At 40.4% G+C, this 16,225-nt stretch carries 12 protein-coding genes; 6 read left to right on the top strand and 6 right to left on the bottom strand.

Features of this window, described 5'->3' with window-relative positions; all coding sequences use genetic code 11:
* Positions 1–57: 57 nt before the first annotated feature.
* The 3 genes from K5Q58_RS02830 to K5Q58_RS02820 form a co-directional block, all read right to left on the bottom strand.
* The gene (locus K5Q58_RS02830; protein WP_220752306.1) at positions 58–1,002 is read right to left on the bottom strand and encodes a pseudouridine synthase; all 945 of its coding nucleotides are present in this window, start codon (positions 1,000–1,002) and stop codon (positions 58–60) included.
* A gap of 87 nt (positions 1,003–1,089) precedes the next feature.
* The gene (locus tag K5Q58_RS02825; RefSeq protein WP_220752305.1) at positions 1,090–1,668 is read right to left on the bottom strand and encodes an LON peptidase substrate-binding domain-containing protein; all 579 of its coding nucleotides are present in this window, start codon (positions 1,666–1,668) and stop codon (positions 1,090–1,092) included.
* 725 nt (positions 1,669–2,393) lie between these two features.
* Complete coding sequence (locus tag K5Q58_RS02820; protein WP_220752303.1) at positions 2,394–3,449, bottom strand: patatin-like phospholipase family protein; 1,056 nt, start codon at positions 3,447–3,449, stop codon at positions 2,394–2,396.
* A 278-nt stretch (positions 3,450–3,727) separates the two neighbouring features.
* Here K5Q58_RS02820 and K5Q58_RS02815 point away from each other — a divergent pair, with 278 nt between their 5' ends.
* The 6 genes from K5Q58_RS02815 (at position 3,728) to K5Q58_RS02790 (ending at position 11,328) form a co-directional block, all read left to right on the top strand.
* Complete coding sequence (locus K5Q58_RS02815; protein ID WP_220752302.1) at positions 3,728–4,189, top strand: YhcH/YjgK/YiaL family protein; 462 nt, start codon at positions 3,728–3,730, stop codon at positions 4,187–4,189.
* Positions 4,190–4,550: 361 nt separating this feature from the next.
* The gene (locus tag K5Q58_RS02810) at positions 4,551–6,839 is read left to right on the top strand and encodes an aminotransferase class V-fold PLP-dependent enzyme (protein WP_220752300.1); all 2,289 of its coding nucleotides are present in this window, start codon (positions 4,551–4,553) and stop codon (positions 6,837–6,839) included.
* 274 nt (positions 6,840–7,113) lie between these two features.
* Positions 7,114–7,449, top strand: a complete 336-nt coding sequence (locus tag K5Q58_RS02805) for a 5-carboxymethyl-2-hydroxymuconate Delta-isomerase (RefSeq protein ID WP_220752298.1) — start codon at positions 7,114–7,116, stop codon at positions 7,447–7,449.
* A gap of 41 nt (positions 7,450–7,490) precedes the next feature.
* Positions 7,491–7,838: a hypothetical protein gene (locus tag K5Q58_RS02800; protein ID WP_220752296.1), complete on the top strand. Its 348-nt coding sequence runs from the start codon at positions 7,491–7,493 to the stop codon at positions 7,836–7,838.
* 414 nt (positions 7,839–8,252) lie between these two features.
* Positions 8,253–9,329, top strand: a complete 1,077-nt coding sequence (locus tag K5Q58_RS02795; protein ID WP_220752294.1) for a hypothetical protein — start codon at positions 8,253–8,255, stop codon at positions 9,327–9,329.
* Between the two features lie 1,051 nt (positions 9,330–10,380).
* A complete protein-coding gene (locus tag K5Q58_RS02790) occupies positions 10,381–11,328 on the top strand; it encodes a hypothetical protein (protein ID WP_220752293.1) in 948 nt (315 codons plus the stop codon).
* A 91-nt stretch (positions 11,329–11,419) separates the two neighbouring features.
* Here the strand turns inward: K5Q58_RS02790 and lysS are convergent, their stop codons facing one another.
* The 3 genes from lysS to K5Q58_RS02775 all read right to left on the bottom strand — a co-directional run bounded on the left by lysS (position 11,420) and on the right by K5Q58_RS02775 (position 15,976).
* Positions 11,420–12,922, bottom strand: a complete 1,503-nt coding sequence (gene lysS, locus K5Q58_RS02785; protein ID WP_220752291.1) for a lysine--tRNA ligase — start codon at positions 12,920–12,922, stop codon at positions 11,420–11,422.
* A gap of 12 nt (positions 12,923–12,934) precedes the next feature.
* Positions 12,935–14,033 (bottom strand): peptide chain release factor 2 gene (prfB, locus tag K5Q58_RS02780; RefSeq protein ID WP_220752289.1). Its coding sequence is split into 2 segments (ribosomal slippage): positions 12,935–13,957 and positions 13,959–14,033, totalling 1,098 coding nucleotides; the frame shifts between segments, so codons are not numbered across the junction.
* Positions 14,034–14,311: 278 nt separating this feature from the next.
* Complete coding sequence (locus tag K5Q58_RS02775) at positions 14,312–15,976, bottom strand: methyl-accepting chemotaxis protein (protein WP_220752287.1); 1,665 nt, start codon at positions 15,974–15,976, stop codon at positions 14,312–14,314.
* Positions 15,977–16,225: the final 249 nt, after the last annotated feature.

Here is a 16,225-nt window from a genome sequence, read left to right as displayed (position 1 = left end):
GTGCAATTAGTCCTTTGTAAACGAGCCACTCTTGTTAATTCATCAACAAACTATTTATCAATTTTTACCTAACCCGAACTCAGCATCATAGCCTTCACAATTGACAGACATCATTTGTTGACTGAATGGATCTTCAAATGTCAGCGACTTGGCGATTAAGCGCAAAGGCTTGGTAAAATCATCGGCAGCTTTGGGTTGCAGACTTGGGTAATTGGTATCATTTTCTAATGGCATACCCAATGACATCATGTGCACTCTAAGTTGATGCATTTTTCCCGTTATAGGACTCAGCTCAAACAAGCCTCTTGAACCATTAACAGCGATTAATCTGATTTCAGAATGCGTATTAGCTTCCCCTTCGGTGATTTTCATCAAAAAGCTCGGTGTTGAACGCACCATACGATTTTTCACAGTCCATTTTAGCGGTAAACTTAACAGCCCTTGCTGGTGCTGCGTTAGAAGTTCGGGAGTAAGCTTTGCAATGGCTTGGTACTGTTTATTAATTTTTCCATCAGTAAACAGGGCATGGTAAGCATGTCGAGATTCTGGATTGACTGTCATTAACATCACTCCAGCTGTTGGTCTATCAAGCCGATGGGCAGGAGAAATCGTATCAATACCCGTTGCAATTCTTAAGCGATGGATTAGACACTCATTGACAAAATTACCACTGGGTGTGACAGGCAAAAAGTGAGGCTTAAAGACTAAAATACAGTGCTCATCTTGATGCAGTACCTTTTGCTGAAACGGTATTTTTGTTTCGCTCTCAACCTCGCGGTAATAATACACTCGAGTCGCTGGGCGGTACTTTGTTGTTTGCGTTACACGTTCACCATCTGCCCAGTGAACCTTTCCATCAACAACACGTTTTATCCACACTGATTCTGGAATTTGCTTAAAATGAGAAACTAAAAACTCCAGCACAGTTTCCGGCGTTGTTTGAGATTGCGGTAAAACAATATATGAAGGTTGTGCGGCCTTGGCAGCATGTTCAGCAGACATGTAAGATACTATATAGCTACATTTTGATACAGTATACCCAACAAAGCCTTGTCAGCTAAAGCAAAAACATGTTTTGGCTTGTCCGCGTTACACATCCACATGAGATTTTAATAATTGCAGTACAAAATCCATGGTCTTATGACAATCGGGTTGTTCAACTAACAGCAGCTTATCTTTATTGTACATAGGTAAGACTTCTAACCAACGCTGACTTACCCAAGTTGCATCTTCAAGATGAACCTGATTGTATAAATCCAGTAAGTCAGGATTAACCTCGTAAAACTGCTCTAGTGCTGCACTGATAATTTCAAACTCTTCACCAATGGGTTCATCTTGCCAATTTTGACAAGGCAGAGTCCGCGCAACCCAACTTTGGTCTCTTAATTGAGCACCAGACAGTATTTTTACCCGCTGACGTCCTTCCACCACAATACTTAGTGAGTCATCATCTAACTGATGAAAATCGATGATTTCACACTCAGTTGCGGTGTCATAACAAGGCGGGACACAGTTACTTTTACTGGCAGCCAGCGCCAGTCGGTAATGACCTTTAAGGACATTCGCGACCATAATTAACTGGCTTGGTGTCGCCATTCTAATCTCTTGTCGCCCCCCAGGAAGCAATACAGCCTCTTGGATCAGTAACGCCATTTCTATCGTTTGCATAGCAACCTCCAGACCACAGCGCTTCTCGATTATTCCATTTATAAGGAGGTAAAAACCTCTTAAGAATGCTGCAGAGATAGTAGCCTACTGCTACCAAGGACCAATAAAAATCAACACCTTGTGTTTTAAATTACAAAAATAAGTTTAGCAGTCAAATTAGAGTTTTCCAGCTTTGCCATAGCTAATACAACTTTATGATTAGCCAAGAAAACGTGTTCTCAATTATCAAATCTGCAATTACAACTGATTATTTATTAGACAGGTAAAGGTACGAAATAGTTTCAGTAAATGATCACTATTCGAGCTAAACCGCTGAGGGCGTTTATTAGGCGTAAATTGAGTAAGTTAGAATGGTGAGAGTGATTAACTGTTGATTTGTGATAGCTGAGATAGCTGAAAGGGTCTTGGGTCATTTGTGTCGAAGGGTTAGTTTATATTTCTAAATCTAGATATCGTTATAAATCTAGATATCGTTATAAATCTAGATATCGTTATAAATCTAGATATCGTTATAAATCTAGATATCGTTATAAATCTAGATATCATTATAAATCTAGATATCATTATAAATCAAAGTAGTGGCGCTTCGCCCACACTGTTTGCAAAGAATGAAAAGGGAAACAGCAGCATTTCCCTTTCCAATGTCATCAAAAACGAGATTATCGCCAAACTCTAACTCACCTTCTATAGAAAGACGTTAACCCTTGCTCAAAACGCAGTCATTTTTAAAGTCGTTCTACGTGGTCCATTATCGACTGCTTTTCAACAATATCAGCAAACAACTCACCTAGTTGCTCACTGCGCTTCAATGATTCACGCCAATAAGCGATGCGGCTATCGCTATCTAATTGTTTAAAGTCTTCACGATCAGGAATCTTTTGATACGGCAAAGACTGTAGAAACTCGGCTGTAGGCGCCAGAATTAATGCATTGTGATAATGCTTTTTAGCCCGTCGCCATTTTAACGATTTATCAAACCAACCAGGGCTCATGTGCGGATAAAAATGTGGGTATAAACTCAAACCTTCAGGGGTGTGGGTTGGCATATCAAAGTGATAATCAGTAATGCCGCCGTCATAGTAAGCACCATCACTAATACCATTAATACGCTTTACCGGTGCGAGCAATAACGGAATTGAACCCGTCGCTAGCAAGACTTGATTGATGTTATTACGGGTTAACTGCGCATGCTCTGTGGGCAAATCATTTAACTGCGAAAAAGGCGACTTAACCTGCTGATGGCTAAATACGACTCGCTCAAAATGCCAACCTAAGCTTCGACGACTCACTGCATTACTTAACGCTGTTGCCGCAAGTCCCAATGCCAGCTTACCTTTAGAGCGACTAGCATTTAAATGCTTAGCCTTACACACAACAAAATGGCTTTGAATAGTGCGGTTATTAACGATATCCATTGCACCGTGTTCGCCCAATATGCCACTGATGATTCGCTCAACTTGTTCTGTTACTTCTTGGCGATTAGGCACATGGTCGTAACGTTGGCCGATATAAAAATCTTCTAAACGAGTATAGGCTGCAAGCGGATCTTTCTGAGCTAAACAGGCTAAGCGCCAAGCACCTGATGATGCACCCATGGTATAAAGAGGGGTTTGCCTGTCAGCGAAAAACTCACCAAACAAATACTTATCAAGCCCAGCAACGCCAATCCATTTGGGGCCACCAGATGCTGCAAATAGCTGAGTGAACATTTGCGGCGTTAAACCATTTTGTTCTATTTGTTGATAAGCGGTTTTACCGGCGAGTAATCGTAATACTGTCACTGCACATCCTGTATTTAAATATCAGCTATAAACCAAGGCTTATGGATCTAATCCCATGAGCTAAAACTTATGGTTAACCCCCTATTGTAGGGAGCCAGTATAATTTATCTTAACTAAGTTTGTCATAGGGTTAAACCACCTAAGGGTTGAAACCATTATTAACGTAAAGACTAATCTAATCATCAACTCAACTAATAGTGTCATCAAAGCCATATCGACGTGGCACTGTCACAGTGAATAAGTAATAATATTGCATCATCAAAAATCAGAGAACCATTATGGTCGTCGATAGCCTTGCAAACCATTCGCTTTATCACTCACTCAGCCCAAGACTTGCTATAGCGCTGACTCACATATCTGAAACTGATTTTACCCAAGCCGAAGTAGGAACCTACCCATTAGACGGCAAAGATATTTTTGTTATTGTTAATGATTACCAAACTAAGCCGAAACACACAGAGCCTTTTGAAGTCCACCAGCAATATATAGATGTGCAGTATGTGGTTAGCGGTGAAGAAGAATTTGGTTATTTGCCTCTTGGCAATCAAACCCCATTAGCGCCCTACCATCAAGATCACGACTTTACCGAGTTTGATTATGAATCAAATAAGCAAGATGCGGCTTTCATTCCATTAAAAGCGGGTATGTTTGCGCTGTTTTTCCCAGATGATATGCATATGCCTGGCACACTGGATACTGCTAAACCAGTAAGAAAGGTCGTGATAAAAGTGAAGATTTAATCGCGTTTATCGCTGAGTTAATATCATCCATTTAACTCATTTAAACTACCCCACAATATTATGCCTATGAATAAAAGCTGCGGTTGCGTAGCTTTTATTCCTGTCTAATATGAACACATCAAACTTCCCCCAACGACTCATCACCTATATTTTACTTCTTCATCAAACTGCCACAAAAAAATAACTCATATAAGTCATAGCTTTATAGTCGAACATTATTTCGTACAAAAAACTTGACGAAAAAACACCCAAACGCTCAAAACGTGATCTTGATCAATATTTAAAGAGTGCTAATATAACCGAGAGAAATTAGTTATAACTAAAAGCTATATAACAACTAATCAATAGATGAGTCGCTCCCATGAAGAATAAGTCACCATTAAGCCAGATATATTTAGACGCTAACGCTACAACCCCAGTTTTGCCGCAGGCCGCAGAAGCGGCACTAAACAGTATGAAAGTATTATTTGGCAATCCAAGTAGTAGCCATATTACCGGCCTTAAAGCGAAAGACTTAATGGAACAAACCCGCCTCAATGCAAAAAAAGTCATTGGCGCAGATACTGGCAAAGTTATCTTTACTAGCGGAGCAACAGAGGGGATCCAAACTGCAATTATTTCGGCCTTGGTTGAAGCTAAAAAACAGATTGAAGCAGACAAACTCTCTGCTACGCCCCCATGCTATAGCTTGTTATATGGCGCGACAGAACATAAAGCGGTGCCGGAGTCATTAAAACACTGGAATAAAATCTTAGGGATCAATGCCGAAATTAAAGCAATTCCAGTTGATACCTTAGGTAACCTCGATAAGCAGTTCATCGCAAAAGAAGCGCCTAATGCTTTAATGATTTGTACCATGGCTGTAAACAACGAAACTGGCGTGTTTCAAGACTTAGCTGAACTAGACAAGGTGATACGCAGTGCCAACAATGACATTTTTTGGATGGTAGATTGTGTACAAGCACTTGGTAAAACCTCTTTAAATCTTGCTAACACCACAATCGATTATGCCCCTTTCAGTGGCCATAAACTCTATGCACCTAAAGGCATTGGCTTTGTTTATATCCGCCAATCAGCGCCTTTCACCCCTATTATTGCCGGTGGGGGTCAAGAAAGTGGCCTGCGCTCAGGCACTGAAAACTTACCGGGTATGGCTGCGATTAACGTTATTTTCGAGATGCTATTAAATCAACAAGATAGTGCATTTGCCGACATTGATATTCTACGAGGTTATCAAGCTCAATTAGTGGATACCCTAAGAGCAGTTTTCCCAGAGGTGGTGTTTAATCACAACTTTGAAAACAGCGTGCCCACAACCCTGAACTTTGCAATTGCAGGCTTTAGCAGTAAAGAAATCATGGATTTATTTGATGCTGCCAATATCCGTGTCAGTTCAGGCTCCGCTTGTTCATCAAAAGTCACCCGCAGCTTTGTACTCGATGCCATGGGTTTACCAGCATGGCAAAGTGAGTCAGCCATTCGAATGTCATTCGGCCCAGCAATGACTCAAGCACAAGTGGATGAAGCATGTGCGCGCATCACTTCAGCAGCAAAAGCATTAACCCATAGCTGCATGATTTTAGACAGTGGTGAAATTAATGAAAAACAACCTCTCGATGGATTAGTTCAGCTGCGCTCAGGCTCAAATTGCACTTGGGTTTATGCTGACCAGCAAAGCAAACAAGCCTTCATTATCGATCCATTGCCAGAAATTAACGATCGTTTAGATACTTTATTGCAATGCCAGCAATTAGAGTTAGTGGCGATTATTGACACTCATGGCCACGCCGATCATCAATCGGGACGCACTTTCCTTGCAGACAAACATCTCCCAACCCAACAAACAGATGCCTTAGGTTGGCCACAAGATTGCCAACAGTTCAGTCAACTGCAGTACATCAATATCGGTAAGCAATGGTTAGTTAAGGTTGCTACGCCCGGTCACACCGATGACAGCATGTCATTACTACTGTGTAACCCATTCGATAATGAACAAGACATTAGCCAGCAGTGCCAATTCGCATTTTGTGGCGATACAATTTTAATGGGTAGCTTAGGCCGTACTAACTTTGACTCAAGTAGCGCGGCTTCAATGTTCTTAAGCCTTAAAAAACTCCACTCGTTGATCGGCGATCAAACCTTGATCTGCGCAAGCCATGATTACAATAACGAATTCACCACCCATCTCAGTGCAGAATGTGCTAGAAACCTGTTATTGGCAAACACCCTTAACGGCAGCCTTAACCTTACACAATTTGAAGTGCAAAAGGCACAATTAGACAGCCACTTGTGCGACCAAAGCGGCAGCGAAATTATGTGCGGTGCATTAACTGAGAGCCAATTAACAGGACAACCGATTGTTGAATACAATCATCAAAGCCTGAATTATGCCTTACAGCAAGAAAACGTCACCTTAATTGATATTCGTGAGCCTCACGAATATGCGCTACAACACACTGAAGACTCCAGTGAAAACGTACCACTCACCCGCTTAGTCCAGTTTATTCAACAGCAGCAAACTCAAAAGCACCATAAATGGGTATTAGTTTGCCGCAGTGGCAGCCGATCCTTAGTTGCAGCACAAGCCATGTACCGATTGGGTTTCGATAACGTTGCACACCTTAAAGGTGGATATGCGTTAAGTAGCTGATAGAAATTTAATTGCAGAAACCAAGGTTTCAGCTCTATTTGGAGTTGAAGCCTTTTTTGTATCAGGAATTAAGCGTTTGATACGAGATTAACTCTGCGATTTACTCCCTACGTCTTGCTACATCACTTAATCTTACTGAACTTAATCTTACTGAACTAAACCATACTGAATCATATCCTCAGTTCATTCATAAACTTCACTTGGCATTAAGTCATGGTGTTTCGTCTTAACCTGACGCAAGATAGGCACAACTCAATCAATATTGGAGAGATAAATGCCCCATTGTATCGTCGAACATGCAGCTCAATTTGATGGCCAAGCACTAGTGAAATTAGTACACCAAGGTGCTTTAACATCAGGGTTATTTCAAGCACAAGGCAGTGATATTAAAGTAAGAGCCATTGCTTATTCTGAATTTAAAACTGGTTGTGTTGATATCGGCTTTGTCCATGTGACGATGAAAATCTTATCAGGCAGAAATGAAGAGCAAAAATCGATGCTAACCCAGCAGGTGTTAACCCAATTACAAACCTTGATTAAGGTGGATTGCTCTTTGTCAGTTGAAGTGGTGGATATTGACCGAGAAACCTATTCAAAAGTGGTTGTTTAACAACCGGGCTTATTTGTCAGTATTTTCAAGGAATGGTTTACATGCCTCATGTAGAAATTAAGTATTCAGATAATTTACAATTCAGCGTAACAAGCATGTTTGATGAGATTGAAGAAATCATTAACCACAAAGACACCAGTGCTGGCGTTTGTAAATCAAGAGCTTACCCTTGCTCTAAGTATAAACATACTCATATTCTTGTCACAGTCTCTTTACTCACTAAACCACATCGAGACGAGCAGTTTACTAGGGAATTAAGTGCAGAGCTTGAACAAGCAATTAAACACCATCTAAAACAAAGTGTGTATTTTTCATTAAAAATCGAATACAGCGGAGCATATTACACCACCAATGTTCATCATGTTGATGAAGAGACTTTAGATAGCTAAGTAAACTTAATTACCAAACTTGGTTTTGAAAAACGGCGTGATTCATTCAATTCATTCCAACCCAATTAAATCCAAAGAGAAAGTGCAGTCGCTTCACTTATTCAAGAGCCCTACTTACTTTAGGGCTCTAGCCGTTTATTATGGATTAATCTGTAGTCACAGTATCCAATACTATTAGCTATCACCACTCAAACCAATATTTTACTTAATAAAATCAATTGTTAATAAATTTACGTTTATGTATTTTACTCTCCATAATTTCATTGACCACATATTGTATTACTCACTTTTAAAACGAAAAACTCATAAAGATATTTCGAATATCAGCTCATAGCTGTTAACATAATTGTATCAATCAAGAAAAGGGAATTATCTAAGTCTTCGCTCAGTGAAGTCTTTTAAATGGATTTAATAATGAAAAAACTACTCACTTTATTGTTAGTATTATTGCCGTTTGCCACTCAAGCAGACTTTGATACTAAAGACACCATCTACGTTGACTTACTCACCAGCAAAAACCTACAAGAAGTAAAATTAGGTGCTAAAGCATTGCACCACAGCTTGCCTGAAAATATTCAGCTATGGGATTTAGCAGCCTTTACACTTTGGTCGATGAACCAAAATGGTGATAAAGAACACGATGAATTTGACGACACAATATCATGGTTAGCAAAAGCTATTGGTGAAAGCCAAAACGCAAGGTATCGAACACTGTTAACCGAGCAAAATAGCAATGAAGCGTCACGGAAGGTGAAGAAGTATTTCAAAAGTGCAATCAAAGCCCTTAACAAAGACGATGTCCCACAATTTCAACCTCAAGAGTTTGAGCTAGCGTCTATCAAAGTGCTCCCCAACACCGTTACCCCAACCCTTGCTAACTTTGAGATGATAGCCCAAGGAGCCACATTAGACACTGTCATCACAACCCTTGGTAAACCAGATGGTGTAGGCCAATATCTTCGTAGTTATCGACGTCCATTTATTGGTCGTCAAACCTTTCACAATCTTAGGCTTTCTTATATCAACTTAGGCTCTATGGAGCTTAAATATGAAAAAACAGAATGGGTGGTTGATTTAATCTCTATTCAAACCAGCCTTGATATTTCAGGGGTTGCAGATCAATACCGAGACTTATTATCCAGACTTGTGAGTAATGATGTCACTCAAATTAGAGCTGCTGCTAGAGAGGCGATTAAATTGCCATTGCAAGATGAACAAAGCCTTGATCATATTGCCCAGTACATTTGGAATGCTCAAAACACCCAAGACAAACAATTTGCCGACTCTTTAGCTTGGTTATGCAAAGTATTGAGTAATAGCGGTAATGGGCGCTATAAGGAAATGCTACAGACATTATCTCAAAAACCGCTACATTCTAAGATTACGCGATATGCCGCAAAATCAGCTAAGTCATTAACCAGCACAGAACCATTTTTTACTCCTGCAATTCAAGTTAAAGGCGCTGACAGCAGCAAGACAGACAATTTATAAACTTATAATTTTAAGATATAAACTCACTTTGGGTACTCATGTTTATCAAAGACATGAGTACCTGCACGCTAATCGAATTAAATGGCGCGCATTACACGGTTAAAGTTCATCAAATTAGTGAAAATGATACTTTCCTGCTTCGTTTGAGTTAGCGTCGTGAGACTTCGCCCACACCAGACTTAAAGGGAGTGAACTGCGACTCCCTCTTTCTTTTTACTAAGAGCTACGCCCCGCAGCAACGGAGAATCATCCAGCGTTAACCTTCCTTTGCGGCAAGCTGTAAAAATCACTAACGCTTACGATGGGGCGTCTTGTCAATGTTTCCAAACTCCGTTTGGATTAACACCGCGGGTTTTCCACCCACACCCGACCAAAAGGGAGTGAACGGCAACTCCCTCTTGGAACGCCCACCCGCTCCAACGAAATAATCTGAAAAACGATTATTTCCAATGGAGTATTCTATAGCTTTAACCTTCATTTGTAGCCAGCTTCGGTAATCTACAAAAATCACTAACGCATTCGATGGGGCGTCCCTTCCCCTCGAAAGCTAGCTGGCCATCCATGGCCAGACTCACGCAATTTTTTTGCTTACCTCAATTCAAATTGAACATTCAAAAGAGCTTAAAACACCCCTATTCTTAAGCTACTCAATATAGAAATGCTCCCTGAAATAACAAACTAACCTGCAGGCTAAATATTCCCCATTGAAATTGCTGAAATGCGTTGAAGAAAATAGCGTAAGCCTGACAGGACGTCAGGCTAGCTTTCGTTTGGCCATGGATGGCCTATCGGAAGCGTTAGCTATTTTCGAATAAGCATAAGGCTTACTCGCTTTGAAAGAGTAATTTCGTTGGGGCGGCATGGGTGATGCAAGAGGGGGATTGCTGTTGTTTCCCCTCTTGCTCGGGTGTGGGTGGAAAACCCACGACTTTGGTTAAAGTTTTAAAAACTTAAGTAGCTGTTATCGCGTAGTATATTGATTATATTTAAGGTAAATTAAAAGCAATGCTACTAACAGCATCAAGGCGTAACCAACAATAGGCCAATATCAATGATTGCCCCAGCAGAAAAGCTTGAACTACATTATTATTTTAAAGATATATCACACTCGATGAATGCATTAGTTCGGAACAATTGCGAAGCAGAGTTTTTGGCTATTGTTACCGAAATATCAAAAGAATTAAACATACCTTTACATTTAGAGTCTGAAGCTTATCGAGAAGGTGGCCTTAAAGAAAAGTGGAAAGTCATTGGGAATAATCAGGCGCAAATAGCTATTTTTATTTCTATTATCGCCATTATTAGTTCAAGAATTCCTTCGAATGATCCAGAGCTTGATAATCTACAAAAACAACACCTAAGACTGAGTATCAAAGAGAAAAAGTTAAGAATAGAAAAACTTAAATCTGAAGTGGAAAGAGGTGATATAAATAATATAACCGTAGAAAAAGCAACTGAAGTCTTAGATAACAACTTAAAAATAATTACAAGAAAATCGAACTTTTATAAACAACTTAATCAATATAATAAAATAGACAAAATCGGCTTCACCTCTCTAAACTCAGATAATAGCCCAACAACAATAGAACGTATCGTTGAGCGAAAAAGCTTTAAAAATTTCATTCTCCACTCTAATAGTCTGAAACCAGAAGTTGTTGAAGATGCTCTAATTCAAATAGTTTCACCAGTGCTAAAAGAAGGTAAATATAAATGGAAAGGTATTTACGAAGATAAAGCAATTTCCTTTTCAATGAATGATAAAGATTTCAAATCTGACGTATTAAATGAAGTAATTAGCTTTAAGCACGGAACAACTATTGAGTGTGTATTACAGATTCACCAAAAAATAGATGAAACAGGTGAGATTCAAATTACTGCTCACTCAGTTTCAACCGTAATTAGAAAAATTGATAATGGTGAAGAACTTCAAACGCTTCAAGGTAAAAAATACAAATTTAATAAAGATCAACTAGATGCTCAATCTGACTTATTCAGTTAACTCAAATTAAAAACCCCACAAAAAAACCAGCCACTTTTCCAAGTAGGCTGGTTTTTAATAATGATTATTAAGCCAACGGCTTAATCAACAATTACCCTTGTGGGCGCATTGCTGGGAATAAGATCACGTCACGGATAGTATGAGTATTAGTAAACAACATCACTAAACGATCGATACCAATACCTTGACCAGCAGTTGGTGGTAAACCGTGCTCTAGTGCTGTGATGTAATCAGCATCGTAGAACATTGCTTCGTCATCACCTGCATCTTTAGCATCAACTTGCGCTTTAAAGCGGTTATCTTGATCTTCTGCATCGTTAAGCTCAGAGAAACCATTCGCGACTTCACGGCCGCCGATGAAGAACTCGAAACGGTCGGTGATGAAATGGTTTTCATCGTTACGACGTGCAAGTGGTGAAATATCTGCAGGGTAACCCGTAATGAACGTAGGTTGCATTAACTGTGGCTCTGCCGTTTCACCAAAGATTTCTTCAAGTAGTTGGCCACAAGTCCAGAATTTCTCGATTGTCATGCCAATGCTTTTCGCAAGGTTACGCATAAACTCAACGTCTTTAACTTCTTCGTAAGTCATAGACTGAATCGTTTCGTTATCTGGGTTGTACTTCTTAATCGCATCTAACATGCTTAAACGTGCGTATGGGCCACCAAAATCAACAGTATGCTCGCCGTACGGAAGTTGTGGAGAACCACAAAGTTCAGTTGCGATAGAGCTTAGCATTTCTTCAGTTAAGTCCATTAGGTCGTTGAAATCAGCGTATGCCATATAGAATTCCATCATAGTGAATTCTGGGTTATGACGTGGCGATAAACCTTCGTTACGGAAGTTACGGTTGATTTCGAATACTCGCTCAAAACCACCAACCACTAGACGCTTAAGGTAAAGCTCTGGCGCAATACGTAAATACATTGCGATGTCTAAAGCGTTGTGATGCGTTTCGAATGGACGGGCTGAAGCGCCACCAGGGATGCTGTGCATCATTGGGGTTTCAACTTCCATGAATTCTTTTTTCACCATGAAGTTACGGATAGCCGAAACCACTTTTGAACGCATGACGAAAGCTTCACGTGACTCTTCGTTAACGATTAAGTCAACATAACGCTGACGGTAACGCGTTTCTTGGTCAGTTAGGCCGTGGAATTTTTCAGGTAGCGGACGCAATGCTTTCGTTAGCAATTGGTACTGCTCCATGTTCACGTATAAGTCGCCTTTACCAGAAAGGTGAAGCTTACCTGTAACACCAATGATGTCACCGATGTCTAAACCTTGGAAAGTCGCTTTAAGATCTTTTTGAACATCTTTACCAGCATAAGCTTGAATGCGACCAGATACATCTTGAATAACCAAGAATGGGCCACGCTTAGCCATGACTCGACCGGCGATTGAACGATTAACGTCCATGCCTTCTAGCTCTTCTTTAGTGTGATGTCCGTATTCAGCTTGAATATCTGCAGCCTTGTGTTTTCGATCGAAGTTGTTCGGGTGACCGTTTGCAGGGCAGTTTTCGCGGATGTGATCTAACTTCGCGCGGCGTTCTGCAATTAACTTGTTCTCATCTTGTGTTTGTTCAGTCATCTTCTTCTCTCGTTAAAGGCCAGATTTAAGGCTAGCTTCTATAAACTTGTCCAAATCGCCATCTAGGACGCTTTGGGTATTTCGGTTTTCGACACCGGTACGTAAATCTTTAATACGGGCATCATCAAGCACGTATGAACGGATTTGACTGCCCCAACCAATATCTGATTTGGCGTCTTCCGCGGCTTGCTTATCAGCATTCTGTTTAAGCATTTCTAACTCAAACAGTTTAGCTTTTAATTGTTTCATTGCAGCGTCACGGTTCTTATGTTGCGAACGATCATTTTGACACTGCACGACGGTATTCGTCGGTAAATGGGTAATACGAATTGCAGATTCAGTTTTGTTGACGTGCTGACCACCAGCACCTGATGCACGGTAGGTATCGACACGTAAATCTGATGGATTGATATCAATCTCAATCGAGTCATCAATCTCTGGGTAAACAAATACCGAACAGAATGAGGTGTGACGTTTACCTGACGAATCAAACGGTGACTTACGCACTAAACGGTGTACACCGGTTTCTGTACGCAGTGAACCAAAAGCATATTCGCCATTAAACTTGATGGTTGCGCCTTTAATACCGGCCACATCACCATCAGTCACTTCCATCAATTCAGGTTTATAATCATGGGCTTCGCCCCAACGTAAATACATACGTAAGATCATGTTTGCCCAGTCTTGGGCTTCTGTACCGCCCGAACCTGACTGAATATCTAAATAGCAGTTTGCTGCATCATGGGGACCTGAGAACATACGGCGAAACTCAAGTTCCTCTAAACGTTTCTCAAGACCGTCAAGCTCTTCACTGGCATCATTGAAGGTTTCTTCATCGTCTTCTTCAATGGCAAGTTCAAGTAATCCTTCAATATCTTCAAGACCACTGTCCATGTCATCAATCGTTTTTACAACGGCTTCTAACGATGAACGTTCTTTACCTAGTGCTTGGGCATTATCTGGATCATTCCATACTTCGGCACTTTCTAACTCACGGGTGACTTCTTCTAAACGCTCTTGCTTAGCAGCGTAGTCAAAGATACCCCCGAAGAAGTTCGGTGCGGTCAGCGAGTTCCTTGATTTTGAATTTAACTGGATTTACTTCAAACATGATGATTTCTACTTTATGGAAATTTAGATTGCTGCAAACCGAGTATTCTAACCTATCGCTAGCGCTAAACCTAGGTCGTTTTAATGACTTTTTGTCACTTTAGTTGGCCATGATTACAATCAAGTAAGTTGAATAAGTTTGATGAACACATTAACTGACCTTTTATGAATTAATTAGACATAAAAAAGAGCCAAGCAACAAACGTTGCAATGGCTCTTTTATCTCAGTAAATACAATCAAATTAACTCACTGTTGGGCTTTATAATTCAATAATGGATTTACACCTTAAATTGACTCACCAATGTCGATAAGTAATCTCCAGAGCTTGCTACAGAAGTACTGATCTCTGCTGCTTGCTGGCTAGATGACAGCAGCTCATTAACGATTTCTTGCACCGAGGTAATATTGCGATTAATTTCCTCTGTTACTGAGCTTTGCTCAGTTGCCGCTGTAGCAATTTGAGTGCTCATATCGTTAATGCTAGTAACAGATGATGTTACCGCGCCAAGGCTTTCCGATATCGCTTTTGACGAATCCACTGAGCGCACACCGCTTTTCTGACTTTGCTCCATTGCTTCAACCGCCTGACTGACTAACTTGTGCAGCTCAGATAGCATCTCATTAATCTCAACCGTACTGGCTTGGGTGCGACTAGCCAGGCTACGCACTTCATCAGCTACTACCGCAAAACCGCGCCCTTGCTCGCCCGCTCTTGCAGCTTCAATCGCTGCATTTAATGCCAGCAAATTAGTTTGCTCCGCAATGCCACCAATTACAGATAACACGGAGTTAATCTTCTTAGACTGCTCACTTAAAGATTCAATATTGTCAGCTGCGCTATCGATTTGGCTCATGAGTTGCGACACTTCATTCAATGAAATATCCACACATTCTTGCGCTTTTAAGACAAAGTCAGAGGCATCTTCAGTGGCTTCAGCAACACTATTTGTGTTTTGCGCTACATCATTAGCAGTCGCCGACATTTCAGTGATTGCTGTGACGATTTGATCGACTTCACTGTTATGACTATAGAGCTGGTTGGAGATAGTCACCGTTTGATCGTTAATCGTTTTCGCTGCGCCTTTTACTTCGTCGGTCGCACCCGACACTTCAGTGATAATAGCTTGTAGCTTTTCAACAAACAGATTAAATGCTAACCCTAACTGGGCAATTTCATCACTGCCATTTACGTCTAATCTTTGGGTTAAATCTCCGTCGCCATTGGCAATATCATTCAATGAATGAGCCATATTTTGAATCGGCTGCACCATACGATGCGCAACGACAATTAACGACACTGCGGTGATGGCGCCTAATATTGAAGTCAGCAACAAGAATGATAATAAACTTGCGTTCATTTCCTCTTGTTTAGTGGTCTCAAAATTGGCAATCACATCTTCAATATCATCAATGTATGCACCTGAGCCTAGCATCCAATTCGTGCCTGGGATCATAACGGCATAGCCCAACTTTTCAGTTAAGCCTTGGGTATTGGGTTTTTGGTAGTAATAAGAAAAATTACCTTCGCCAGAGCGTGCTGCGTTCAATAAACCCACAATGATCTTGGTGCCATTAGGGTCAGTCATATCAATTTTATTTTGCCCCTCAAGCTGAGGTTGCATCGGATGAAAGATATTGACACCCGCATCATCGTAGATAAAAAAGTAACCCGCACTACCAAAGCGCAGATCTCTCAACGCTTGGTTAACATTACCTTGAGATCCTAAATTTATTTGGTACTCAACAACACCTTGAGCAATTTCGACAGCTTCTTTGAGTTGATTTTTACGCTCTAACACTAACTCATGACGGAAATCATTAATGTCATTATTTAAAGACTTTTGCTCACTGATATAGAACAGCACTAACACTAGAGTGAGAATGACAAAAAGTGGAATAAGAGACAGTGCGAGCAGCTTATTTCGAAGGGATAAACGCAGCATATAACTTACCTTACTAAGTTGAAAACTTTTAAAGTATATATGTCACACCCGAATCAATTACATAAATACAACAATAAACAAAAGTTGATCACAAGCATCTCTTAAGTGTGATACAGATTAGCGAACCATTAACTACAAAACATTAATATCATGCCGCTAATATGATTGATTATCCCATCAAATGATCGCTAACCAATGTAATGCGCCTAAATCGATCGATATCAAAGTTTACATCCTCAACATCTCTAC

Source organism: Shewanella sp. KT0246, assembly GCF_019654955.1.
Lineage (GTDB): Bacteria > Pseudomonadota > Gammaproteobacteria > Enterobacterales > Shewanellaceae > Shewanella > Shewanella goraebulensis.
This window is presented reverse-complemented; position numbering and strand designations above follow the sequence as displayed.

Coding starts and splice junctions, on each gene's coding strand:
- K5Q58_RS02830 (WP_220752306.1), bottom strand. CDS start 1,002: ATGTCTGCTGAACATGCTGCCAAGGCCGCACAACCTTCATATATTGTT.
- K5Q58_RS02825 (WP_220752305.1), bottom strand. CDS start 1,668: ATGCAAACGATAGAAATGGCGTTACTGATCCAAGAGGCTGTATTGCTT.
- K5Q58_RS02815 (WP_220752302.1), top strand. CDS start 3,728: ATGGTCGTCGATAGCCTTGCAAACCATTCGCTTTATCACTCACTCAGC.
- K5Q58_RS02810 (WP_220752300.1), top strand. CDS start 4,551: ATGAAGAATAAGTCACCATTAAGCCAGATATATTTAGACGCTAACGCT.
- K5Q58_RS02805 (WP_220752298.1), top strand. CDS start 7,114: ATGCCCCATTGTATCGTCGAACATGCAGCTCAATTTGATGGCCAAGCA.
- K5Q58_RS02800 (WP_220752296.1), top strand. CDS start 7,491: ATGCCTCATGTAGAAATTAAGTATTCAGATAATTTACAATTCAGCGTA.
- K5Q58_RS02795 (WP_220752294.1), top strand. CDS start 8,253: ATGAAAAAACTACTCACTTTATTGTTAGTATTATTGCCGTTTGCCACT.
- K5Q58_RS02790 (WP_220752293.1), top strand. CDS start 10,381: ATGATTGCCCCAGCAGAAAAGCTTGAACTACATTATTATTTTAAAGAT.
- lysS (WP_220752291.1), bottom strand. CDS start 12,922: ATGACTGAACAAACACAAGATGAGAACAAGTTAATTGCAGAACGCCGC.
- K5Q58_RS02775 (WP_220752287.1), bottom strand. CDS start 15,976: ATGCTGCGTTTATCCCTTCGAAATAAGCTGCTCGCACTGTCTCTTATT.